The sequence below is a fragment of the Variovorax boronicumulans genome (genome assembly GCF_040544675.1).
Classification (GTDB): Bacteria; Pseudomonadota; Gammaproteobacteria; order Burkholderiales; family Burkholderiaceae_C; genus Variovorax; species Variovorax boronicumulans_D.
Genome location: NZ_JBEPKK010000008.1, coordinates 113071 through 137771 on the forward strand (window position 1 = coordinate 113071; position 24701 = coordinate 137771).

Consider the following 24701-nt stretch of genomic DNA (forward strand, 5'->3'; position numbering starts at 1 on the left):
ACTCCGAGTTCTTGGAAAAAACGAAACGCGGCTTGTGACCGCGTTGGGGACTTTTGTCTAAGTCTTCTTCATTGTAAAAACCGGCTTACAGGCGTCCGGCGGGGGTTTACCCTGCGAGCGCGCCGAAGCGTTGGGTGATCGAGGCGGCAATGCCCGCGGCATCGAGCCCGATGGAAGCGAGCAGCTTGACCGGATCGCCATGCTCGATGAAGCGGTCGGGCAGGCCCAGTTGCAGAACCGGCTTCTGCACATTCGCGGCCTGCAGCGCCTCGAGCACCGCACTGCCCGCGCCGCCCATGATGGCGCCTTCTTCGAGCGTGACGATGGCCTCGTGCGTGCCCGCCACCTCCAGCAGCAGTTCGACGTCCAGCGGCTTGGCCCAGCGCATGTTGACCACCGTGGCATCGAGCGATTCGGCGGCGGTGAGCGCGGGGTACAGCAGCGATCCGAAGGCGAGGATCGCGATGCGCTTGCCCTCGCGGCGCACTTCGCCCTTGCCGAACGGCAGCGCGGCCAGCGAGAGCTGCGGCGTGGTGCCCGCGCCCGCGCCGCGCGGATAGCGCACCGCCACCGGATGGCTCTGCTCGTAGGCGCTGGACAGCAGCTCGCGGCACTCGCGCTCGTCGGCCGGGCAGGCGATGCTCATGTTGGGAATGCAGCGCAGGAACGGAATGTCGTAGGCGCCCGCATGCGTCGCGCCGTCGGCGCCCACCAGCCCCGCGCGGTCGAGCGCGAACACCACCGGCAGGTTCTGGATCGCCACGTCGTGGATCAGCTGGTCGTAGGCGCGCTGCAGGAAGGTCGAGTAGATCGCGACCACCGGCTTGAGCCCTTCGCAGGCCAGGCCCGCGGCAAAAGTGACGGCATGCTGCTCGGCAATGCCCACGTCGTAGTAGCGTTCGGGAAAGCGCTGCTCGAACTCGACCATGCCCGAGCCTTCGCGCATCGCGGGCGTGATGCCCACGAGCCGGCCGTCGTGCGCGGCCGTGTCGCACAGCCACTGGCCGAACACCTGCGTGAAGGTCTGCTTGGCCACCGAGGCGGATTTGACCAGCCCCACCTGCGGATCGAACTTGCCCGGACCGTGGTAGGCCACCGGGTCGGCTTCGGCCAGCTTGTAGCCCTGCCCTTTCTTCGTGACCACATGCAGGAACTGCGGACCGTCGAGGTGCTTGAGGTTCTCGAGCGTGGGCACCAGCGAATCGAGATCGTGGCCGTCGATGGGGCCCACGTAGTTGAAGCCGAACTGCTCGAACAGCGTGGCCGGCACCACCATGCCCTTGGCATGCTGCTCGAAGCGCTTGGCCAGCTCGAAGAGCGGCGGCGCGGCGCGCAGCACGCTCTTGCCGACGTTCTTGGCGGCGGCGTAGAAATTGCCGCTCATCAGCTGCGCGAGATAGCGGTTGAGCGCACCCACCGGCGGGCTGATCGACATGTCGTTGTCGTTCAGGATCACCAGCAGCTTGCAGTCGCACACACCCGCGTTGTTGAGCGCCTCGAAGGCCATGCCGGCCGTGAGCGCGCCGTCGCCGATGATCGCCACGGTGTAGCGGTCTTCACCCTTCTGCTTGGCGGCCATGGCCATGCCGAGCGCGGCCGAGATGCTGGTGGACGAGTGCGCGGTGCCGAAGGTGTCGTACTCGCTTTCGCTCCTCTGCGGAAAGCCCGAGATGCCGCCGATCTGCCTGAGCGTGGGCATGCGCTCGCGCCGGCCGGTGAGGATCTTGTGCGGATAGGTCTGATGGCCCACGTCCCACACCAGCCGGTCGTGCGGCGTGTTGAACACATGGTGCAACGCGACCGTCAGCTCGACCGTGCCGAGGTTGGAGCTCAGGTGGCCGCCGGTGCGCGAGACGTTGTCGAGCACGCAGGCGCGCACCTCGTCGGACAGCTGCCGCAGCTGTGCGCGGTCGTACTGGCGGATCGGCGAGGGGTCGTGGAGAGTGGGGAGCAGCGGAGCCATGGGGAAGTGTTTTCTTTTCTCAGTTTTCCATCACGCTTCGCGTGACCCGCGATCTATGAAACTGTCGTGATTCGTTCGGGAGACACCGCAGAACCGGCTTTGCCGGGCTGCTGGTGTCGCCCCCTGAAAGGGGGTTGGCGAAGCGACACGAAGTGCGCGAAGACTGGGGGTAAGTTTCATTTCAGCGGTGGCGGTCGACCACCATGTGGGCCAGCGCGCGTAAAGCGGCGGTGTCGGCCAGGCCGCTCTTCGCCAGGGCGGCGAGCGCATCGGCCAGCAGTTGGCGGGCCTGCGTTCGCGCGCCGTCGAGGCCGAGCAGCGACACGTAGGTGGGCTTGTCGGCGGCAGCGTCCTTGCCGGCGGTCTTGCCCAGGGTTTGGGAATCGGCGGTGACGTCGAGGATGTCGTCCACCACCTGAAATGCGAGGCCGATGGCCGCGCCGTATTCGCACAGCGCCTTCAGCGCGTCGGCGGACACGTTGCCGCAGGCGGCGCCCATTTCGACACTGCCCTGCAGCAGCGCACCGGTCTTCAGGCGGTGCATTTCGCGCAGTTGTGCTTCGTCCAGCGCAATGCCGACGCTGGCGAGATCGATGGCCTGGCCGCCCGCCATGCCCTGGCTGCCGGCGGCGCGCGCGAGCAAGCGGCACAGCGTGGCCTGCGTGGCCGCGGGAATCTCGTCGCCTTCGGGCGTGAGCAGTTCGAAGGCCAGCGCCTGCAGCGCATCGCCGGCGAGCAGCGCGTCGGCCTCGCCGAACTTCACATGCACGGTGGGCTTGCCTCGGCGCAGCACGTCGTTGTCCATGCACGGCAGGTCGTCGTGCACCAGCGAATAGGCGTGGATCAGCTCGGTGGCGCAGGCCGCGCGGAGCGCCGCGGCCTCGTTGCCGCCGACTGCTTCGCTGGCCGCGAGCACCAGCAGAGGCCGCAGCCGCTTGCCGCCGTCGAGCACGGCATAGCGCATCGCATCGCCGAGCAGCACCGGGGCATCGACGCCGACCCAGCGCGACAGCGCCGCTTCGACGCGGGCCAGGTGGGGTTCGCTCCAGCCGGCGAGCCGCGCGGCGTCCCAATCGGTGGTGGTGGCCGCCATCATTCGGCCGTCCAGACCTTGAGGCTGCCCGCATCGAGCACCTTGATCTGGTCTTCGACCGCCTGCAGCTTGTCGCGGCAGAAGGCGAGCAATGCGGCGCCGCGCTGGTAGCTGCCCAGGAGCTGGTCCAGCGGCATCTGGCCCGATTCGAGTTCCGCCACCAGCTGTTCCAGCTCCTGAAGCCCCGCTTCGTAACTGACGGGCAGCGGGCCGGTGTCTGGCGTGGCCGCCGGGCTGGACGAAGAAGAGGATGGCACCTTGGGCATGCAGCAGGACTTGGGTGAGAGCGTGGGTGAAAAAGGGCATTTTAGGACGGGGACCGAATCGGACGGCGGCCGCCGCCGGGCCGCCCCAAGGCGAGCCGCGCCTCCCCCTCGGGGGGTGGCGAATTACACGAAGCAAAGCGCAGTGAAAAGCCGGGGGGCTGAAAGATGCCTCACGGGTACAATGCGAACCCTTCTTGTTGGCAAAAACCAGCACACCTCTAGCGCCATCGACTCCTACAGACGGCGCCTTCCGTTACTTCCTTTTCTCTCCCTGTGGGGAGCTTGGTCAGGTCCTCCATGTCTGATTTAAGTCTTCAACTGCAGCAGGCCGCGAGCCAACTTCCAGTTTCCGCGTATTTCGACGAGGCCTTGTACGCCCGCGAAATGCAGAACCTTTTCTCGCGAGGGCCCCGCTATGTCGGCCATCGCCTCGCCGTGCCCGAAATGGGCAACTTCCACACCCTGCCGCAGGAGCACCAGGGCCGCGCGCTGGTCCACACGCCCAAGGGCGTGGAGCTGATCTCCAACGTGTGCCGCCACCGCCAGGCGCTGATCCTGCACGGCCGCGGCCAGCTGGACAACCAGACCGGCGGCAACATCGTGTGCCCGCTGCACCGCTGGACCTACGCCGCGAGCGACCCGCGCACCACGGGCACGCTGATCGGCGCGCCGCATTTCGAGCAGGACCCCTGCCTGCACCTGCACAACTACCCGCTCACCGAGTGGAACGGTCTTCTGTTCGAGAAAAATGCCGACGGCACGGGCCGCGACGTGGCCGCCGACATGCGCGGCCTGGGCCCGCAGGCCGATCTCGATTTCTCGGGCTACACGCTCGACCGCGTCGAACTGCACGAGTGCAACTACAACTGGAAGACCTTCATCGAGGTCTACCTGGAGGACTACCACGTCGGCCCGTTCCATCCGGGCCTCGGCAGCTTCGTCACCTGCGACGACCTGCGCTGGGAGTTCAACCCCAACTACTCGGTGCAGACCGTGGGCGTGGCCAACCGCCTGGGCCGCGCGGGCAGCCCCATCTACCAGAAGTGGCAGGAGCAGCTGCTCAAGTACCGCGAGGGCAAGCCACCCAAGTACGGCGCGATCTGGCTGACCTACTACCCGCATGTGATGGTCGAGTGGTATCCGCATGTGCTCACCGTGTCCACATTGCACCCGGTCAGCCCGACCAAGACGCTCAACATGGTCGAATTCTTCTACCCCGAGGAAATCGTCGCCTTCGAGCGCGAGTTCGTCGAGGCCCAGCAGGCCGCCTACATGGAAACCTGCGTGGAAGACGACGAGATCGCCGAGCGCATGGACGCCGGCCGCCGCGCGCTGATGCTGCGCGGCGACAACGAAACCGGCCCCTACCAGAGCCCGATGGAAGACGGCATGCAGCAGTTCCACGAGTGGTACAAGGCCGCGATGCAGAGCACCTGAGTCGATGACTGCCACATCGAAGGGTGTTCCGGGAACACCGCGGAACCGGCTTTGCCGGGCCGCAGGTGTTGCCCCCGACGAGGGGGTTGGAGAAGCGACACGAAGTGCGCGAAGCCTGGAGGAGAGCCCATAGTGCAAGCGCTCTGGATGGTGCTCGGCGCCTTTTTGTTCGCGACGATGAGCGTGGTCGTCAAGATCGCATCGGAGTGGTTCAACAGCGGCGAGATGGTGCTGGGCCGCGGCCTCATCGGCATCGTTTTTCTGTGGCTGCTCGCGCGCAACCGCGGCGTCTCGCTCGCCACGCGCTACCCCGGCATGCATGCCTGGCGCAGCACCATCGGCGTGATCTCCCTGGGCGCCTGGTTCTACGCCATCGCCCACATGCCGCTGGCCACCGCCGTCACGCTCAACTACATGAGCAGCGTATGGGTCGCGGCCTTCCTGATCGGCGGCGCGCTGCTGGCCTGGGTGCCGGTGCCCGGCCGCGACGGGCGTGTCGACAAGCCGCCGCTGCAGGGCGCCCTGGCCATGACCGTGCTCGCGGGCTTCGCGGGCGTGGTGCTGATGCTCAAGCCCACGGTCAACGGCAACGAGGGCTTTGCGGGCCTGCTGGGCCTGCTGTCGGGGCTGACGGCCGCCTTTGCCTACATGCAGGTGGTGGCGCTGTCGCGCATCGGCGAGCCCGAATTGCGCACGGTGTTCTATTTCGCGGTCGGCTCCGCCGTGGCCGGCGCCTTGGCGACCGCCGTCACCGGGTTTTCGGGCGGCAGTTCGTGGACGTGGCAGCATGCGCTGTGGCTGTTGCCCATCGGCCTGCTCGCCGCCCTCGGCCAACTCTGCATGACACGCGCCTATGCCACCGCCAAGACCCAGGCCGGCACCCTCGTGGTAGCCAACCTGCAGTATTCGGGCATTGTCTTTGCGGCCTTCTACAGCGTGGTGCTGTTCGATGACCGCATCGACGCCATGGGATGGGCCGGCATGGCGCTCATCGTGCTGAGCGGCATCGCGGCCACCGTATTGCGCCAGCGGGCGGTGCCCAAGGCGCCGGCCGAAGAACACTGAAGAACAACCCCTTCGAAGGAGAACGCGCCATGTACACCACCCTCGTCAGCGTCGAACAACTCCAGCAACTGCAGGCCGGCGACACGCCCTTCATGGTGTTCGACTGCAGCTTCGAGCTCATGAAACCCGACGCCGGCCCCCAGCTCTATGCGGCATCTCATATTCCGGGCGCGCACTACGCCAACCTCGACACCGACCTGAGCGCAAAGCACGGCGTCCCCGGCGCGCACGGCGAAGTGGTCGTTGCGCAGGAAGACGGCGTGCCGGCCTCGGGCGGGCGCCACCCGCTCCCCAGCCGCGAGAAGTTCGCGGCCTGGCTTTCGAGCGTCGGCTTCTCCAACGACATGCAGGCCGTGGTGTACGACCGCAACGGTGCCAACTACTGCGGGCGCCTGTGGTGGATGCTCAAGTGGATGGGCCACGATGCGGTCGCCGTGCTCGACGGCGGCCTGCAGGCCTGGCAGGCCGTTGGCGGCGAAGTGACAGACCGCGAGGAGCCCGCGCGCTTCCAGTCGAATTTCGTGCAGGGCGAGCCCCTGGTTCAGCTGGTGACTACCGACACCGTGTTGCATCGGCTCGGCCAACCTGACCAGCAGCTGATCGACGCACGGGCCGGTGCACGATATCGCGGCGAGGTGGAACCTCTGGACCCGATTGCCGGTCACATCCCCGGGGCCCTGAACCGGCCCTTCGCCGACAACCTCGGCCCCGACGGCAAGTTCAAGCCGGCATCGCAATTGCGTGCCGAGTTCGAAGCGCTGCTCGCGGGACGCGATGCGGCGACGGTCGTCCACCAATGCGGCAGCGGCGTGAGCGCCGTGCCCAACCTGCTTGCGATGCAGATCGCCGGGCTCGGGACGACCGCGCTCTATGCCGGCAGCTGGAGCGAATGGAGCAACACGCCGGGGCTGCCGACCCGGCAAGGCGCAGAACCATGAAACACATCCGACTCCGACGCATCTCCGGTCTCGCAATCGCTGCCACGCTGTTCGCGGCGGCCCCGGTCCTTTCCGCGCAAGCCCAGCAGCAGCACGCGCATGTGCACGGCCAGCTCAAGCTCGACGTGGCCGTCGACGGCCCCACGGTGGTGATCGACATGGAATCGCCGCTGGACAACATCGTCGGCTTCGAACGCGCACCGAAGACCGATGCCGAGAAGAAAACCGTGGCCGACGCCATCGCCCAGCTGCGCGCGGCCGACAAGCTCTTTGCCATCGACCCCGCCGCCAACTGCAAGCTCGGCCCGGTCGACCTGCGCTCCAGCGCGCTGGGCCTGGGCAATCCCGACCCGGCCGAACCCGCGGGCCATGCGGACCTGGACGCCACCTTCTCGTTCAACTGCACCAACGCGGCCGCCGCGAAGTTCATCGACGTGGGCCTGTTCACCGCGTTCAAGGGGCTGCGCCAGATCGATTCGCAAATCGCCTCTTCGCAGGGCCAGTTCAAGCGCCAGCTCAAGCGCCCCGCCGGCGCGCAAGCGGCTCAGCCCGCCCGTCTGAGCTGGGGCAAGTAAGACCGTGAGCACCGCCCCGCAGGCCGAGACGGCGCCGCTGCGCGTCGTGCTCTCCGCCGAAGCGCTGCGCTTTGCGTGGCCCGGCACGAAGACGCCCTGCATCGACATCGAGGCCTTTCGCATCACCGCCGGTGAATCGGTGTTCCTGCATGGCCCCAGCGGCTGCGGCAAGAGCACGCTGCTGTCGCTGCTGGCGGGTGTGCTGGTGGCCGACGAGGGCCGCGTCACGCTGCTGGGCCACGACTGGTCGCAGCTCTCGGGCGCCGCGCGCGACCGTTGCCGCGTGGCGCACGTGGGCTACATCTTCCAGCAGTTCAACCTGCTGCCGTACCTGAGCGTGCTCGACAACGTGCTGCTGCCTTGCCGCTTCTCGGCCCGTCGCGAGGCACAGGCCGCAGGCAGCATCGGCGTCAACGGCGGCACGCACAGTTCACGCGAAGCGGCCGAGCACCTGCTCGACCAGATGGGCCTGGACCGCACCCTGTGGAAGCGGCAGGCGCTGCAGCTGTCGGTCGGCCAGCAGCAGCGTGTGGCCGCGGCGCGCGCGCTCATCGGCCAGCCCGAGCTGGTGATTGCCGACGAACCCACCTCCGCGCTCGACGAAGACCGGCGCGAGGCCTTCCTGGACGTGCTGCTCACGGCCTGCGCGATCAATCACAGCGCGCTCGTCTTCGTGAGCCACGACCAGCGCATCGCGCAGCGCTTTGCGCGGCATGTGCTGCTGCCCGAAATCAACCGGGCGGCCTCCAACGCAATGGCGGTGGATGCATGAGCCGCCGGGCTGTTCCCAAGGCGAGTACCGCGGCGCGCAGCGCGGAGGTCTACTGATGCGGGCACTCTTTTCCATCGCATGGCGCAGTGCCTGGAACCGGCGCTTCACGCTCGCGCTCACCGTGTTCTCCATCGCGCTGTCCACCTTTTTGCTGCTCGGCGTCGAGCGCATCCGCACCGAGCTGCGCGAGAACTTCGCATCGTCCGTCTCGGGCACCGACCTGATCGTGGGCGCGCGCACCGGCTCCACGCAGCTGCTGCTGTACTCGGTGTTCCGCATCGGCGCGGCCACCAACAACATCTCGTGGAAGAGCGTGCAGGCGCTGGCCGCGCACCAGGGCGTCGACTGGGTGGTGCCGCTGTCGCTGGGCGATTCGCACCGCGGCTTTGCGGTGCTGGCCACCTCGCCCGAGTACTTCACGCGCTTTCGCTACGGCGACAAGCAGTTGCTGAAGATGCGCGAAGGCAGGCCCTTCAGCGAACTCTTCGATGCAGTGGTGGGCGCCGAGGTGGCCGACAAGCTGGGCTACCACGTGGGCAAGAAGATCATCCTGGCGCACGGCAGCGGTGAACTCAACGTGGCCGAGCATGCCGACAAGCCCTTCACTGTGGTGGGCGTGCTCGCGCGCACCGGCACGCCGGTCGACCGCACGGTGCACATCGGCCTGCAAGCGATGGAGGCCATCCACCTCGAATGGGTGGGCGGCGCGCCGATGCCGGGCGTGAAGATTCCCGCCGAGCAGGTCCGCAAGTTCGACCTCACGCCCAAGAACGTGACGGCCGCGCTCGTGGGCCTGAAGAACCGCGCGGCGGTGTTCGGCGTGCAGCGCTGGATTTCCACCTACACCGGCGAACCGCTGATGGCCATCCTCCCCGGCGTCGCGCTCGACGAGCTCTGGAGCGTGATCGGCATCGGCGAAAACGCGCTCTTGCTGATGTCGGCGCTGGTCGCGCTCGTCAGCCTCGCAGGCCTGGTTTCGGTGGTGATGGCGGGCCTGAACGAGCGGCGGCGCGAGCTGGCCGTGCTGCGCGCCGTGGGCGCCGGTTTGCGCCATGTGCTGGCGCTGCTGGCGCTCGAAGGCGCCATGGTCACCGTGCTGGGCGTGGCCCTGGGCGTGGTGATGGGGGTGCTGGGCATCGCCCTGCTCTCGCCATGGCTGCAGTCGCAGTTCGGACTGACGCTGAGCCTTTCGGAACCTACACTGAACGAATGGCTGCTGATGGCGAGCCTGCTGGTCGCAGGCTGGCTGGCCAGCCTCTTGCCCGGCATCCGTGCCTACCGGCTCTCGTTGGCCGATGGCCTCTCCCCGAGGATTTGAACCATGCGCATCGCAAACAAAACGCCCACGATCCACGCCTTTGCCCGCCTCTCGCTGCTGCTGGCCGGCGCCGGCCTTGCAGCCGTCGCATGGGCCGCCGAGCCGGCACCCAAGGACACCACCGCCACGAACCCGCTGGGCGGAAAGACCGCCGCGCCGGCCGCCGCCGCCAAGCCGGCGGTGGGCCAGCCGCGCCAGATCACCTGGGAAGAACTGGTGCCCAAGGACTGGGACCCCGCGAAGGAGTTCAAGGGCATGGACCTGAGCGCGCTCGACGACGGCGACCCGCGCGCCAACGAGCTGCTCATGAAGATGCAGGAGGTGTCGAACAACGCACCGACCAACCCCGCGATGAATGGCGCCGAAATAAAGATTCCGGGTTTCATCGTGCCGCTCGAAGAGGCCAAGGGCGAGGTCACCGAGTTCCTGCTGGTGCCCTACTTCGGCGCCTGCATCCACACGCCGCCGCCGCCGGCCAACCAGATCCTGCACGTCATTCCGCAGAAGGGCGCCAAGTTCCGCGCCATGGACACCGTGTGGGTCACCGGCAAGCTGCAGACCAAACGCAACGACTCGATGATGGGCGTGAGCGGCTACCACGTGAGCGCGAGCAGCGTCACCAAGTACACGGGCGGCGCCAAGTAGTCTCCGTTTCCGGCTTGTCGATCCGCAAGCCTGAGGACACCCTGAGCACGGCGGGCACAGGCCGGATGGCTTAGCCCACTGCTGCCGTGCCTACCTCGCACGGGCGGCGCCGCATCCCGCGTTCGATGGAGCAAACGCGCGCGGTCCAGGCCAGACCAGGGCCGAACGCAACTCCGCCACCGGCGACGGCGTGTGGGCCACGCCCCACACCGGCAACAGCGCGGGGACGACACAGACGGTTGCATCACCGGCGCACAGTCGGTCATCGCAGGCCGTCAGGGACCGTTGAGAGAGTCGGGCGTGACGCAGGCGCCTTGCCTTGATGGAACTCCACATGAACAAACAACGTCCTCCCTTCCCGCGACTCGTGGCGATCTCGCTGTGCGCCGCTGCGCTTGCCCTCGCAGGCTGCGACAAGGCCGCACCGCCCGCCCCCGTCGCGGAGCAGGGCATGTCGATTCCTCCGCCTACGGTGCCGCAAACGCCGGCTGCCGCACCGGCAGCGCCAGTGCCGGTTGCCTACACGCCGCCAACCGCCGAGCAGCTCTACCAGCTGGTCGCACCCATCGCGCTCTACCCCGACAAGCTGGTCGCGCAGATTCTGGCCGGCGCCACCTACCCCGAGCAGATCACCGCAGCGCACGACTGGCTCGCGCAGAACAAGACGCTCAAGGCCGGCCCGCTCGCCGATGCCGCCAACCAGCAGCCGTGGGACCCGAGCGTGAAATCGCTCACCGCCTTCCGGCCCGTGGTCGACCAACTCGCGGGCAACATCACATGGACCCGATCGCTGGGCCAGGCTTACTACAACGACCCGGACGATGTGATGAACGCGATCCAGGTCATGCGCCAGCGTGCGCAAAGCGCGGGCCGCCTGAAGAACAACAACAGGCTGCGCGTTGCGAGCGCGGCGCCGCCGCAGGGCTACACGCCGGCGCCGGACATGCAGGCGACCTATGCGGGCGTTTCGGTGATCGAGGCGCCGCGGCAGTTGATCACCATCGAGCCGGTGCAACCGGATGTGGTGTACGTGCCGGCCTACGACCCGCGGGTGATCTACGGCGATCCCATGCCCGTGTACCCCGGCTATGCGTATGCACCGCCGGTCGAGGCGGCGCCAGGGTACAGCGGCGGCCAGGTTGCCGCGGCCAGCGCGCTCAGCTTCGGGCTCGGCGTGGTCGTCGGCTCGGCGCTGGAGCGGCACAACTGGGGTTGGAACTCCTGGAACATGAACTGGGGCGCACCGCGCGGGCGAGACCGCGACCGTGGTGACCGCGCCGCGCCCCGACCGGCCTACGCGCGTCCGGCCGTGGTCTACAACAACAGCACGTACATCTCGCGCTCGACCACGGTGGTCAACAACAACGTGCGCAACGTCTACAACAACAGCAACAACAGCGGTGCGCCGCGCAGCCTGCCGCCGGGCGCGCCGCCGCCCAACTTCGCCGCCGGCGGACCGCGCTTTGCGCAAGAGCAGCAACAAGCCCAGTTGGCGCAGCAGCGCCAGCAGCAGGAACAGCAGCAACAGCAGGCACGTCAGCAGCAGGCGGCGATGCAACAACAGCAACAGCAGGCCCAAGCGCAGCAGCAAGCCCAGCAGCGCGCGCAGCAACAGGCGCAACAACAAGCCCAGCGACAACAGGCTCAGCAACAACAGCAGCAGGCACAGCAGGACCGAGCCCAACAACAACAGCAGCAGCAACAACAAGAGCAACTGCGCCGCCAGCAGGCGCAGCAGGCCCAGCGCCCGGACCGCAATGCCAACCCGCAGGCACAACAAGCGCTTGAACAGCAACGGCAGCAACAAGACCAGGTGCGTCGCCAGCAGACGCGGCAACAGGAGCAGGCGCGCGTGCAAGCGCAGCAACAGCAACAGCAGCGAGCACAGGAACAGCAGCGCCAGGCGCAGGGCCAACAGAACCAGCAGGCCCAACAAGCCCAGCAGGAACAGTCACGCCGTCAGCAGGCGCAGCAGCAACAGCAGGCACAGCAACAGGCCCGAGTGCAGCAACAGCAACAGGCTCAACAGCAGCAGGTCCAGCGGCAACAGGCGCAGCAACAGCAGGTTCAGAACCAGGCCCGTCAGCAGCAGGAACAAGCTCGCCGCCAGCAACAGCAACAGCAACAGCAAGCACAGGCTGCACGCGCGCAACAACAGCAGCAAGCGGCACAGCAACGCCAGCAGCAACAGCAGGCCCGTCAGGCCGAGAACCAGCAGCGGCAGGCCCAGCAGCAGCAACGGGCTGCAGCACAAGCGGCAGCGGCCAACCAACGGCCGCCGGGCAATCGCCCAGGCGAGCCGCCGCGTCAGCAGCCCTGAGAGTCGCCGACGCGCAGGCTCTCGCTGCCTGCCTTCGCGCTGATCCAGGGCTTGCGGGCCACCGCCCGCTAACGCGCCCTACGGCAGCTCGTGTCCGCTGGCCGGGTCCGCGGTGGGAGGCAAGGCGCCGCGCATCGGGCTCGGCACTGCCTTGCGGCCGTTGTCCGCCGCTGCTCGCGGTGCAGGAATGAGGCGCGTGCCCTCCATGCTGAGGCTGCCCTCGCCGCGGTTGGGCGAGCGCGCGAGCAGTGCGTCGGGCAGCACGGGCGCGGCGTCCACGTTGCGCAGCATGACGTTGTCGGTGTTCGGTTGCGCCCTCTGCTGCATGCCGCGAATTTCGTCGTAGCGGTCGTAGGCGAAGGCCTCGCTGGAGGCGCCGTCGCGCATCACCGTGGGGCGCAGGAACATCATGAGATTGCTCTTGTTGCGCGTGCGGTTCTCGTTCTTGAACAGATTGCCCAGCACCGGGATGTCGCCGGCCAGCGGCACCTTCTCGATGTTGGTGTTGTATGTGTCCGACAGCAAGCCGCCCAGCATGATGAGTCCGCCGTCCTCGACCAGCACGCTCGACTCGATCGAGCGCTTGTTGGTCGTGGGGCCGTTGGCGTTGGTGAGCGTGGCCGCATCGACGTTCGAAGTCTCCTGGAAGATCGTCATCTTCACAGTGCCGTTCTCGTTGATGGTCGGGCGCACGCGCAGCGTGAGGCCCACGTCCTTGCGCTCCACCGTGGTGAACGGATTCACGCCCACCGAGCCCGAGGTGCTGGCGTACGAGCCCGTCGGAAAGGGGACGTTCTGGCCGATGACGATCTTGGCCTCTTCGTTGTCCAGCGTGAGCAGGTTGGGCGTGGAGAGCACGTTGGCGTCGCCGTCGCTGCTGAAGAAGCTGGCGATGGCGCCCAGGATGTACTGGCCGCCGATCTTGCCGGCCAGGCCCAGATTCAGCCCCGGCTGGATCGACGACGCGAGGCTGCCGGCATTGCGGGTGGCCAGCGCCTGGGTGAGCGCGAGAATGTTGGTCTTGTTGAGGCTGGAGTTGGTGCCGACCACACCGTTGTTGCCCAGCGCGCTCTGCCACTGGACGCCGAAGTTCGCGGCCTTGTTGGCGCCGACCTCGACGATGAGCGCCTCGATCATCACCTGCGCGCGCCGGCCGTCGAGCTTGTCGATCACCGCGCGCATCTGGCGGTACTGCGGCTCGGACGCCGTGATGATGAGTGAGTTGGTCGTCGGGTCGGCCTGGATCTGGCCGCCGGTCGATGGCTGGTTGGCGTTGTTGAGCGGCGCATTCGCGGCAGGCGAGCCGCCTTGCCCGCCGGTGCCACTGGTGCCGCCTTGCACGGCCTGCTGCGGCGCTGGACTGCTGTCCGTAGTGCCTGCCGCACCCAGCCCGCCGGACTGCTGGTTCGCCGCCATCGCGGCGCGCAGCGTGGCGGCCAGGCGCACCGCATCGGCGTTGCGGAGGTAGACCACGTAGATGTTGCCGGCCGCGCCGTTGCCGGTTTCGATGGGCGCGCGGTCCAGCCTGTCGATCAGCGAGCGCACGAGCTGCGCGCGCGCGGGGTTGGCCGCGCGCAGCAGCACCGAGTTGCTGCGCGGATCGGCCAGCAGCGTGGTGCGAAACGCGGTGTCGGCAGTGCCCGCTGCAGCACCCGCGCCCGCTGCGCCCGAGCCGCCGCCATCGATCAGCCGCTGCAGCAACGGGATCACGTCGGTGGCGATCGAGTGCCTCAGCTGGATGATCTCGACATCGGACGCGTTGGGCACGTCGAGCGCCGCGACGATGCGCGCGAGCCGCCGCATGTTGTCCGCGTAGTCGGTGATCACCAGAGAGTTGTTGCCCGGGTTCACGTTGATGGTGTTGTTGGGCGGAATCAGCGGGCGCAGCACCGGCAGGAGGTTGCCGGGCGATTCGTGCTGGAGCCTGAAGATCTGCGTGACGATCTGGTTGCTGCCCGACGACGATATCGCGCCGATGGAGGTGTTCACCGCGCTGCTCTGCAGCTTGGCGCTGGCCTCGGGCACCACCTTGTAGAGGCCCTCGGACTCCACCACCGCAAAGCCCTGCATGCGCAGCGCCGCGGCGAACTGGTCGAAGGCGGCGGCCGGCTGGACGGCGCGGTCGGTCATGAGGTTCATCGTGCCCCGGACGCGCGGATCGACCACCACGTCGCGCCCGGTGACCACCGCAATGGTGCGGGCCACGGCTTCGATGCTGGCGTCGGCGAAGTTCAGCGTGACCGGCCCGTTGCGCCCCGACGTCGGCGCGGCAGGAACAGCAAGCGTGTCCGGCAGCAAAGACTCGGCCGGGCGTGTTTCGACAATCGCCTGAAGGGTGACCCGCAGCGACCTGCCTTGCATCTGCGCCTTGTAGAGCGTCGGCTGCCTGAGGTTCAGCACCACCCGGCTGCGCTCGCCTGCCTGCACCACATTGATCGAGCGCAGGTTGGGTTGATTCACCTCGATGGCGTTGCGTCCGACGTCGTTGCTGGCACCGGGAAAGTCCAATGCGATGCGCGCAGGGCTCTGCACTGAAAACCCGCCGGGGAGGTCCGCGAGCGGTTGCGCCAGCTCGATCTGGATGACCTCCTCGCCCTGCTGCATCGAGCTTGTGACCGCCTTGATCGCGTTCTGCGCATGGGCCGCGCCGAATGTGCCGGCCACGAGCAAACCCAAGCCCAGGGCACGGACGCGGCTCGCCATGGCGCTCATCTTGCCGCCGCGGCCATCGGTGTGCGATGCACGCGGCAACGGACGAGTACTAGAGAACGCATCAACGATTTTCAAAGACAAAAGACCGGGCCTGGCGGCATGCCGCGTGTTGCAAAATGGGTCAAACGGCGAGTCGATTGCCGTGTTCGCGCAGCGCCGTAAATGACAAACCCCGCTGGGCCAGACGGCAAAGCGGGGTAGGCCGCGACAATCCACATATGTAACCTAACGTTAATTGAATTCTCTTAGCTAACGATGACGCGGGCAAGCATGTGCAGGCAAAAGGTCCTTCACATGCTTGTGCTTCGTGGCAATTTAGCGTCGGCGTGGCCAGCGCTCCGGCGCTTGGCCGCAGGCCCTTGCCGCTACTTCAAGGCAGCCCCGCCTCGCGCGAAGTACTGGCCCGAAAGGCGTGCAAACTGACCCCCGTCGGTAGCGATCGAAGTCTGAAAACTGCCTCCCGGGCTGAAGACGATGGCAAAGGTGTGGATGTCGCCGTACTCCTGCGTGTTGCGCAGCATGTAGTCCACACGGTTGTCACGGTAGTGCCAGTCGGTGCCGCCGGGCGTGTCGGAGGGCACGCCCATCGGCGTCTGCCACCACAGGATGGGGAGGCCATTGCCGAGTGCAGTGCGGTACTCCGAAATCTGGCGCTGCGATTCGTGGAAGTTGGGGCTGGTCATGTTGGTTTCGTCCCAATAGAACGGCCCGCTTCGTCCCTTGCATTCGTCGGGCATCGGGTCGACTTCCCTGCAGCCTGCGTCGCGGTCGCTGGTCTGGGCGACGATGAAGTCCGCCTTGTGGGCGCCGACCGCTCGCATCTGCGCACCGATCTCGGCGGCTGTGCCACTCCAGAACGCGGGCGGAAATCCCACCAGCGCCTTGGGCGCGATCCGCCGGCCCATCTGCACCAGGCATTGGCCCAGGCCCGCGGCGGAGTTGGGCAAGCCAGCACACTCGGGCTGGTTGCTCACGACGGCGGGCATCTTCGTGGCATCGCGATCCGTCGCCTGCGACGCAACGAATCCCCAGAAGTCCGGCTCCAGATTGACCAGGACGGGGCCGTCGAGATTCGCAATGAGCTGGTACATCAGCCGAGCTTGAGCCCAGTACTTGTTCATGAACGCCGCATCGTTGATGCCGCCGAGATTGCCCTCGCCGTTCGCCGTCATCTGGTACAGCGTGTACATGGGAATCGCGCCGTAGTCTCGAATGGCCTGCGCGGTGTAGGTGAGGTAGGCCCCCTCAGGACTGTTCCAGGTGGGCCAGGCGCCTGCGCCGACGCCCACGAGGTAGGTGTCCATGATGTCCGGGTGTATGTCCTGGCTTTTCATCTCGTCGATGGGACTGCCCGAGCCGAGCCCGATGAGCACCCGCGCGGGCTTGCCGAGCCTGCTCACCAAGGCGGTGGTCGCTGCGACGGACGAAGTTCCTTCTTCTTCCGCGCCGCCCGCATCGCCCGCATCGCCCTCACCCTCACCCTGGCTGTCGCCACCCTGCCCTGCGCCGCTTGCGCCTGGGCTGCCACTGCTTCCGGCGAAGCCGAACAGGCCGGACAGGCCGCCCCCTTGGCCACCACCGCTTCCGCCACCGCAGCCAAGCAACAACAGCGGCAGTGAAAGCGTGAGCACAGAGAAGCATCGTCCGGAAAACTTGATCATGGAAAGAGTTGTTTGAGATTGAAAGGCACCGCCCACGGGCAGCAATGCCGTGGCGCACGATCCATACCCATTTCTGTTTTCACGAGCGGAGCACGCGAATCGAGCCGGAAAGTGACACGCAGCGTCACTCCGGATTCGGCGTGCGACAAATAGTGGCCGGCCTTCGCATCGCGACTGACAAAAGCCGACCCAGTCGAAAAACGAGATTCAGCCACTCATTTTTCGATGCAATGGCATTGCGGCTTCCGGACTGCATGTGCTACATCAGCACCCCGCTCGACGCCGTCCGCATCCTCGAAGAGCCGCGTGTCCGTCGTGGCATGAGGTACGCCCCTCAAGCAAATCGCTGAACCGAAGCTGACATCCCGCAAACCCGATCTGCCTTGCAGAAAAACCATCCAGTTCGTTCACCCGGTCGGCATGCATGTTGCGTCCAACGGGCATCGCACACGCCTCCCAACTCTCCTTCTGTAATGCTTTCATCGAACAACAAGAACAACTCCTCCCTGGACCGCCGTGCCTTCTGCGCAGGCGCAATCGGCCTTGTCACGCTGGGCACAACAGCTTGCGGCGGCGACAGCGGCAGTTTCTTTGTTCCCGGCACCGCCGCGGGCGCCACGACACCCGGTGCCCCAGGCGTGCCCGCGGCACCTGCCCCTGCCGATCCTTCCAACGACCCTGCGGTCGCTCCGCCCCCTGCCCCGGACCCGTCCCCACAGGCACGCAAGTTCGTCCACCCCGGCCTCCTGCACACCGAAAGCGACTTCGAGCGCATGCGCCAGAAGGTCAAGGACCAGGCGCAACCCTGGCTCAGCGGCTGGAATGCATTGACGTCCAACGGCCGCGCGCAGCTCGGTGCCAAACCGCGCCCGTTGGCCACCGTGATCCGAGGCGGCGACGGGCAGAACTTCGCGCAGATGTACATCGACATCGCGCGCGCCTACCAGCTGGCGCTGCGTTGGAAGGTGTCGCAGGACGCGCGCTATGCCGACCTGGCGGTGGTCTTCCTGAACGAATGGTCCTCCACGCTGACATCGCTCACGGGCAATGCGGACCGCTTTCTCGCCGGCGGCATCTACGGCTACCAGTTCGCGAACGCGGCCGAGATCATGCGCACCTACAGCGGCTGGGCGGCGGAAGACTTCGCGCGCTTCCAAGACATGATGCTGAAGCTGTTCTATCCGCTCAACCAAAGCTTCCTTCGCGATCACAACGACGCCCAGATCACCAACTACTGGGCCAACTGGGACCAGTGCGCCATGGCCTCGATGCTGGCCATCGGCGTTCTGTGCGACAGGCAGGACATCTACGACCAGGCCATCGGCTACTACAAGACAGGCCAGGGCAACGGCGCGGGCCTGCAGGCGGTATATGAGGTGCATCCCGGCAATCTGGGCCAGTGGCAGGAGAGCGGGCGGGACCAGGGACACTGCACGCTGGGCATCGGCCTGGCAGGCGCCTTCTGCGAGATGGCGTGGAACCAGGGCGACGACATCTACGGCTACGAAAACAACCGCTTCCTGGCCGGCGCCGAGTACGTGGCCAAGTCCAACCTGCGCGATGGCTCCGGCGCCTTCTACACGGTGCCCTTCTTCACCAACATCAACAGGCAGGGCACGCAGTCCGTGCTGTCGACGGCAGGCCAGGGAAATCGCCGAGGCATCTGGGAGAGCGTGCACAACCACTACGCGAACCGACTGGGCATCGCGACGCCCTACAGCGAGCTGCAGGCCATCCAGATGCGCCCCGAGGGGGACAGCAACAACGGCGACCAGCTGGGCTTCGGCACGCTGACCTTCACGCGCGATCCGCTCACAACGCCCCTGCGGCCGAGCGGCCTCACGGCACACCTGCGCGGCACGCAGGTGCAGCTGTCCTGGTGGGGCTGCACCAATGCGCTGAGCTACTCGGTGCTGCGCGCCACAGCCGCGGGCGGCCCGTACGACACCATCGCCTCGGGCATCGCCGACACGCTCACCTTCACCGATGCATCGGCCGGCGCCACGGGCACGTACCACTACGCGATCATCGCCACCACAGCGTCGGGCGACAGCGCCCCGTCCGCCGAAGCCCGGGTGGCCATGCAGCCCGAGCTGCTGCTGCAGTGGAAGCCCGACGGCAGCACGAGCACCCGCGCCAGCCTCGCGGTCGGCCTGGCGAAGAACGTCGCCGACTTCACCATCGCGGCCCGCGTGTTCCTGGACAGCGCCGCCACATGGTCCCGCGTGTTCGACTTCGGCTCGGGCGAGCGCCGCTACATGATGCTCACGGCGCGCAGCAACGCCGGAGCGGTGCGCTATGCGATCTCCACGGTCCACGGCTACAACGAGCAGGTGATCGACGGCGCCGAGCCGTTGGCAACCGGCCGCTGGGTGCATGTGGCGGTGACCTTGTCCGGCACGCTCGGCACGCTGTATGTCGATGGCACCGAAGCCGGCAGCAACCCGCAGATGACGCTCGCCCCCTTCGACCTCGGCGAGACCACGCAGAACTGGCTGGGGCGCTCGCAGTTCGCCATCGATCCCGACCTGAAGGGGCGGGTGGACGATTTCCGCCTCTACAGCGGCGCACTCGGCGCCACGGAGATCGCGGCGCTGGTGCAGGCCTGACGCCTCGCCGGCGCCGCGTCGTCGGCGCTTCAGCCCTTGCCGCCGCGCGCCACCTTCTTCGGTGCCGCCACCTTGCGCGCCGGCTTCAACACAGGCGCCTCGCGCGCCGATTTCATGTGGCCGCTCTCGCCCGAGGTCATGCCCACGATCTTGGCCAGTTGCCGGCTCACACTCACATAGGCATGGCCGATGCGGCTGTCGAAATACAGCGAATCGCCGCGTGACAGGCGCACCATCTCGCCGTTGTCGAAGTGCACCTCGATTTCGCCCGAGAGCACATACGCAAACTCCTCGCCCGTGTGCCGCACGAAGTCTTCAGGCCCATGGATGCGCCGCGCATGCACCGTGCCCACGATGGGGCTCATCTGCTTGCCGGCCGCGGTGGTGCCCAGGAACTCGTAGGCAATGGAGAGCCCGCGGTACACCACACCCTTGCCCGCGCGCGTGACCACCGGCCCGTCGAGCTGCGCCGGCTTGACGCCTGCGCCCGCGAACATCGCGTTCATGTCCATCTGCAGCGCGCGGCCCAGCGCGGTGAAGTTTTCGTAGCCCAGCGCAAGCTGCCCGCGCTCGGCGCGCGAAATGGTGGTGATCGACACGCCCGAGCGCTCCGCCAGCTGCGCCAGCGTCCAGCCGAAACGCTTGCGCGCGGTGCGCAGGCGATGACCGAAAGTGGTGCGGTCCAGCGTGGGCGCCTCGTCCTTTTGCCTGGTCCCCGGCTTGGTCCCTGTGTGTGGATTCACGCTTGGCTTTCTTTTTGTGATGCAGGGCGATTCTGCCAGCGGGCCGGGCCGCCACCCATGGCAACCCGCATGGCGCAGGCCCGGAAGTTGCGTATACGCAAATTGCATTGACGCAAATTTCACCGAAGCGGTGCACCATGGTTTCCCCTTGGTATCCCGCATTTTATTTGCGTATACGCAAATTTCTACCTACACTTTTCGCCGATGACCTCCAACTCACCAGCGCCCGCAACGGCCGACTACCTTGTGATTGGCGGCGGCATTGCCGGGGCTTCGGTGGCCCACTGGCTGGCGCCGCATGCCCGTGTGACATTGCTCGAGCGCGAGGCCCAGCCGGGCTATCACTCCACCGGCCGCTCGGCCGCTCTCTTCATGGAAAGCTACGGCACGCCGCAGGTGCGCGCCCTCACCATGGCAAGCCGCGCCTTCCTTCAACACCCGCCCGAGGGCTTTGCCGAGCACCCGCTGCTCACGCCGCGCGGCGCGATGATGGTCGGCGGCACAGCGCAACTCGCAGAACTCGATGCCCACTGGGACGTGCTTCGCGCCATGGACACCGGCGCCAGGCGCCTGAGCAGCGAGGAAGCCATCGCCATGGTGCCGGTGCTGCGCGCGGACCAGGTGGCCGGCGCCGTGTACGAGCCCGATGCTTCCGACATGGATGTGCATGCCATCCACCAGGGCTACCTGCGCGGCATGCGGCAGGCCGGCGGCAAGCTGGTGTGCGATGCGGGCGTGACGGCCATCGAACGCATCGGCGAGCGCTGGCGCGTGACGGCCGGCGGCACGGTCTACGAAGCCCCGGTGCTGATCAACGCCGCGGGCGCATGGGTCGACGCCATCGCCCGGCTGGCGGGCGTGCGGCCCATCGGCATCGAGCCGCGGCGCCGCTCGGCCTTTGTCTTCGCGCCGCCCGAGGGCGCGAGCGTTGCGCACTGGCCCATGGTCTTCGGTGCCGACGAGGGCTGGTACATCAAGCCCGACGCCGGCATGCTGCTGGGCTCGCCGGCCAATGCCGACCCGGTGGATCCGCAGGACGTGCAGCCCGAAGAGCTGGACATCGCCATCGCCATCCACCGCATCGAGGAAGCGACCACGCTCACCATCCGCCGGCCTGCGCGCACCTGGGCCGGGCTGCGCTCCTTCGTGGCCGACGGCGACCTGGTCGGCGGCTTCGAGCCCGATGCGCCCGGCTTCTTCTGGGTCGCGGCGCAAGGCGGCTACGGCATACAGACCTCGGCGGCGATGGGCGAAGCCTGCGCCGCGCTGGCACGCGGGCTGCCGCTGCCCGCGCACATCGCGGCCTTCGGGCTCACGGCCGAGATGCTGGGTCCGCAGCGGCTTCGCATCGCTGCTGCTTCGGCCTGAAAAGAACACTCACCCCACAACAACCCAAGAGACCATCCCATGCGTGTCTTCAGTGCCTCCCTTGCCACCGAAACCAACACCTTCGGCCCGATGCCCACCGGCCTGGCCTCCTTCAAGGACCGCGGCCACTTTCCCGCCGGCAAGCACCCCGATGCGATGACGCTGTTCTCGGGCCCGCTGTGGGCGGCGCGCATGCGCGGTGCGGACAAGGGCTGGCAACTCTTCGAAGGCATGGTGGCCGGCGCGCAGCCCAGCGGCACCACCACGCGCCACGCCTACGAGACGCTGCGCGACGAACTGCTGGCCGACCTGCGTGCGGTGCTGCCGGTGGACATGGTGTTGCTCGGCCTGCACGGCGCGATGGTGGCCGACGGCTATGACGACTGCGAAGGCGACCTGCTGGCGCATGTGCGCCGGATCGTGGGGCCGAAGGTGGTCATCGGCGCCGAGCTCGACCCGCACAACCACCTCACGCCCGAGATGGTCGCCAACGCCGACCTGATGATCTCGTTCAAGGAATATCCGCACACCGACGTGCTCGAGCGCGGGCTCGAACTGGTGGACATCTGCGCCGCCATGGTCGAGGGCAAGGTGAAGCCGGTGGCCGCGGTGGTCGACTGCGACATGATCGTCACGGTGCACACCTCGCGCGAGCCGGCGCGCGGTTTCGTCCAGCGCATGCAGTCGCTCGAAGGCAAGGATGGCGTGCTCTCGGTCTCGCTCACGCACGGTTTCTCATGGGGCGATGTGCCCGAGATGGGCACCAAGGTGCTGGTCTACGCCGACGGCGACCAGGCCAAGGCCGATGCACTGGCCCGCCAGCTCGCCGATGAAGTGATCGCCATGCGCGACGGCCTCACGGTCAACTACCCGAGCATCGACGCCTCGCTCGACGAAGCCCTGGCCTTCGACGGCGGCCCGGTGGTGCTGTCCGACGGCGCCGACAACCCCGGCGGCGGCGCGGCGAGCGATTCGACCTTCATCCTGCGCCGCATGGTCGAGCGCGGCATCGCCAACGCGGCGCTCGGCCCGCTGTGGGATCCGATTGCGGTGCGCATCGCCTTCGATGCGGGCGTGGGGGCCAAGCTGGCCATGCGCATCGGCGGCAAGATCAGCCCGCTCTCGGGCGATCCGCTGGACCTCGAATGCACGGTGAAGGCGTTGATGCACGACCTCGTCATGACGGGTCTTGCCGGCACGCCCACGCCGATGGGCGACTGCGCGCTCGTCGAAGCCAACGGTATCGAGATCGTGCTGATCACGCTGCGCAACCAGGCGATGGGCACCGACCTGTTCACGCAGCTGGGCTGCGACCTGGCAGCGAAAAAGATCATCGTGGTGAAGTCGTCGCAGCACTTCTATGCGTCGTATTCCAAGGTTGCGAAGCATGTGATCTATGCAGGCGCACCTGGCGCGGTGACGCTCGATCTCAACACCCTGCCCTACCGCAAGGCCCGCCTGCCCAAGTGGCCGATCACGGCATGACCCCCAGGCTTGCCCACTTCGTGTGGCCTCCAACCCCCTTCCAGGGGGCAACACCAGCGGCCCGGCAAAGCCGGTTCCGCGGTGTTCGCGAATGAATCCGACCCACTTCTTTTCAGCCTCTACCGGAGTACCGACGATGAAACGACGAACGCTTGCCGCCCTTGCCACTCTGGCGCTTTCCGCCGCGTGCCTCCCGGCGCTCGCCCAGACACCGCCGCCCAAGACGCTGAAGGTGGTGGCGCATGCGGACCTGAAGATCCTCGATCCGACCTTCACCACCGCCTACATCTCGCGCAACTTCGGCTACATGGTCTACGACACGCTGTTCGCGCAGGACGCGAACGGCAAGCCGCAGCCGCAGATGGCCGAGAAGTACACCTCGTCGAAGGACGGCAAGCAGTGGAGCTTCACGCTGCGCCCCGGCCTCAAGTTCTCCGACGGCGCCGCGGTCACCTCGGCCGACGCCATCGCCTCGCTGCAGCGCTGGGCCGCGCGCGACAGCATCGGCCGCGCCATGGTGGCCGGCGGTGCCGAATGGAAGGCCGTGGACGAGCGCACATTCACGCTCACGCTCACCGAGCCCTTCGGCCTGGTGCTCGAGGGGCTGGCCAAGCCGTCGAGCTTTCCGCCGGTGATCCTGCCCGAGCGGCTGGCTAAGATGCCCGCGACCTCGCCGCTGCCCGAGGTGATCGGCTCCGGCCCTTTCATCTTCAAGCGCGACGAATGGGTGCCGGGCAACAAGACGGTGTTCGTGCGCAACCCGAACTACGTGGCGCGCAGCGAGCCGCCCAGCGGCCTGGCCGGCAGCAAAAAAACCACCTTCGACCGCGTCGAATGGCTCTACCTGCCCGACGCCAACAGCGCCATCGCGGCGCTCAAGCGCGGCGAGGTCGATCTGGTGGAGCAGGTGCCGCCCGACTACATCGCGCCGCTGCGCACCGACCCGGGGGTGAAGATCGGCTCCGGCGGCACCTACCAGGGCTTTCTGGTCATGAACCATCTGCTGCCGCCCTTCAACAACCCCAAGGTGCGCCAGGCGCTGCTGCAGGCGGTGAGCCAGGAGCGCTTTGTCGCGGCCATGGGCTACCCGCTGGACATGCGCATGGCCTACTGCCAGACCTTCTTCATCTGCGGCAGCCCCAATGAAACCGGCGCAGGCGCCGACCCTTACCGCAAGCCCGACGTGGCCAAGGCCAAGAAGATGCTCGCGGACTCGGGCTACAAGGGAGAGAAGGTCACGCTGCTGGTGCCCAGCGACGTGACCTACCTCAACGCCGAGGCGCTGATGGCCGCGCAGACCATGAAGAGCATCGGCATGAACGTCGACGCACAGACCATGGACTGGGCCTCGATCGGCGCGCGCCGCGCCAAGCGCGATGCGCCCGAGGCCGGCGGCTGGAACATGTACGTCACGGTGGCCGGCGAGTTCGACGTCAACTCGCCGATCACCAACGCGTATCTCAGCGCGGCCTGCGGCAACACGCTGCCCGGCTGGCCCTGCGACAAGCCGCTGGACGAGTTGCGCAACGCCTGGCTCAAAGAGACCGTGCCGGCCAAGCGCAAGGAGATCCTCGACGCCTTCCAGACCCGCGCCTACGAGGCCGTGCCGTACATCAACGCGGGCCAGTACTCGGCCGCGTATGCCGCCCGCGCCAGCCTGAAGGGCACCGAGAAACTCTGGGCCGGCATGCCGACGGTCTGGATGCTCGACAAGTAACGCCGGCGCCGCCG

At 67.3% G+C, this 24701-nt stretch carries 18 protein-coding genes; 12 read left to right on the top strand and 6 right to left on the bottom strand.

Features of this window, described 5'->3' with window-relative positions; all coding sequences use genetic code 11:
• Positions 1 to 106 precede the first annotated feature (106 nt).
• The 3 genes from dxs to xseB form a co-directional block, all read right to left on the bottom strand.
• Entirely contained in the window at positions 107 to 1963 is a 1857-nt protein-coding gene (gene dxs, locus ABIC90_RS15940) for a 1-deoxy-D-xylulose-5-phosphate synthase (RefSeq protein WP_354355535.1), read from the bottom strand.
• A gap of 181 nt (positions 1964 to 2144) precedes the next feature.
• Positions 2145 to 3059 carry a polyprenyl synthetase family protein gene (locus ABIC90_RS15945; protein WP_354355537.1) on the bottom strand — a complete coding sequence of 305 codons (915 nt, stop codon included), beginning with the start codon at positions 3057 to 3059 and terminating at the stop codon, positions 2145 to 2147.
• A complete protein-coding gene (gene xseB / locus ABIC90_RS15950; RefSeq protein ID WP_354355539.1) occupies positions 3056 to 3322 on the bottom strand; it encodes an exodeoxyribonuclease VII small subunit in 267 nt (88 codons plus the stop codon). Before xseB ends, ABIC90_RS15945 begins: the two co-directional genes overlap by 4 nt.
• 297 nt (positions 3323 to 3619) lie before the next feature.
• Here xseB and ABIC90_RS15955 point away from each other — a divergent pair, with 297 nt between their 5' ends.
• The 8 genes from ABIC90_RS15955 (at position 3620) to ABIC90_RS15990 (ending at position 12392) form a co-directional block, all read left to right on the top strand.
• Positions 3620 to 4759 (top strand): aromatic ring-hydroxylating oxygenase subunit alpha, encoded by a 1140-nt coding sequence (locus ABIC90_RS15955; RefSeq protein ID WP_354355541.1) that lies wholly within the window; start codon positions 3620 to 3622, stop codon positions 4757 to 4759.
• Between the two features lie 147 nt (positions 4760 to 4906).
• Positions 4907 to 5824 carry a DMT family transporter gene (locus tag ABIC90_RS15960; RefSeq protein WP_354355793.1) on the top strand — a complete coding sequence of 306 codons (918 nt, stop codon included), beginning with the start codon at positions 4907 to 4909 and terminating at the stop codon, positions 5822 to 5824.
• 29 nt (positions 5825 to 5853) lie between these two features.
• Positions 5854 to 6762 (top strand): sulfurtransferase, encoded by a 909-nt coding sequence (locus ABIC90_RS15965; RefSeq protein ID WP_354355543.1) that lies wholly within the window; start codon positions 5854 to 5856, stop codon positions 6760 to 6762.
• On the top strand, positions 6759 to 7337 hold the full coding sequence (locus ABIC90_RS15970) for a DUF2796 domain-containing protein (protein ID WP_354355545.1): 579 nt from the start codon (positions 6759 to 6761) through the stop codon (positions 7335 to 7337). Before ABIC90_RS15965 ends, ABIC90_RS15970 begins: the two co-directional genes overlap by 4 nt.
• A 4-nt stretch (positions 7338 to 7341) precedes the next feature.
• Positions 7342 to 8109 (top strand): ABC transporter ATP-binding protein, encoded by a 768-nt coding sequence (locus ABIC90_RS15975; protein WP_354355547.1) that lies wholly within the window; start codon positions 7342 to 7344, stop codon positions 8107 to 8109.
• Between the two features lie 55 nt (positions 8110 to 8164).
• Positions 8165 to 9427 carry an ABC transporter permease gene (locus ABIC90_RS15980; protein ID WP_354355549.1) on the top strand — a complete coding sequence of 421 codons (1263 nt, stop codon included), beginning with the start codon at positions 8165 to 8167 and terminating at the stop codon, positions 9425 to 9427.
• A 3-nt stretch (positions 9428 to 9430) separates the two neighbouring features.
• Positions 9431 to 10072 carry a DUF3299 domain-containing protein gene (locus ABIC90_RS15985; RefSeq protein ID WP_354355551.1) on the top strand — a complete coding sequence of 214 codons (642 nt, stop codon included), beginning with the start codon at positions 9431 to 9433 and terminating at the stop codon, positions 10070 to 10072.
• A 334-nt stretch (positions 10073 to 10406) separates the two neighbouring features.
• Positions 10407 to 12392, top strand: a complete 1986-nt coding sequence (locus tag ABIC90_RS15990; protein WP_354355553.1) for a DUF3300 domain-containing protein — start codon at positions 10407 to 10409, stop codon at positions 12390 to 12392.
• Between the two features lie 78 nt (positions 12393 to 12470).
• On the opposite strand, the gene gspD is transcribed toward ABIC90_RS15990, so the two are convergent.
• Positions 12471 to 15104: a type II secretion system secretin GspD gene (gspD, locus tag ABIC90_RS15995; protein WP_354355795.1), complete on the bottom strand. Its 2634-nt coding sequence runs from the start codon at positions 15102 to 15104 to the stop codon at positions 12471 to 12473.
• A gap of 365 nt (positions 15105 to 15469) precedes the next feature.
• Positions 15470 to 16765, bottom strand: a complete 1296-nt coding sequence (locus tag ABIC90_RS16000; protein ID WP_354355555.1) for a hypothetical protein — start codon at positions 16763 to 16765, stop codon at positions 15470 to 15472.
• Positions 16766 to 17238: 473 nt separating this feature from the next.
• Here ABIC90_RS16000 and ABIC90_RS16005 point away from each other — a divergent pair, with 473 nt between their 5' ends.
• Positions 17239 to 19374 carry a LamG-like jellyroll fold domain-containing protein gene (locus ABIC90_RS16005; RefSeq protein WP_354355557.1) on the top strand — a complete coding sequence of 712 codons (2136 nt, stop codon included), beginning with the start codon at positions 17239 to 17241 and terminating at the stop codon, positions 19372 to 19374.
• 29 nt (positions 19375 to 19403) lie between these two features.
• On the opposite strand, the gene ABIC90_RS16010 is transcribed toward ABIC90_RS16005, so the two are convergent.
• Positions 19404 to 20117 (bottom strand): helix-turn-helix domain-containing protein, encoded by a 714-nt coding sequence (locus ABIC90_RS16010; protein ID WP_354355559.1) that lies wholly within the window; start codon positions 20115 to 20117, stop codon positions 19404 to 19406.
• A 204-nt stretch (positions 20118 to 20321) separates the two neighbouring features.
• Here ABIC90_RS16010 and ABIC90_RS16015 point away from each other — a divergent pair, with 204 nt between their 5' ends.
• The 3 genes from ABIC90_RS16015 (at position 20322) to ABIC90_RS16025 (ending at position 24687) form a co-directional block, all read left to right on the top strand.
• Positions 20322 to 21485, top strand: a complete 1164-nt coding sequence (locus ABIC90_RS16015) for an NAD(P)/FAD-dependent oxidoreductase (RefSeq protein ID WP_354355561.1) — start codon at positions 20322 to 20324, stop codon at positions 21483 to 21485.
• Between the two features lie 39 nt (positions 21486 to 21524).
• On the top strand, positions 21525 to 22970 hold the full coding sequence (locus ABIC90_RS16020) for a M81 family metallopeptidase (protein WP_354355563.1): 1446 nt from the start codon (positions 21525 to 21527) through the stop codon (positions 22968 to 22970).
• A gap of 136 nt (positions 22971 to 23106) precedes the next feature.
• Positions 23107 to 24687 (top strand): ABC transporter substrate-binding protein, encoded by a 1581-nt coding sequence (locus ABIC90_RS16025; protein WP_354355565.1) that lies wholly within the window; start codon positions 23107 to 23109, stop codon positions 24685 to 24687.
• Positions 24688 to 24701 lie beyond the last annotated feature (14 nt).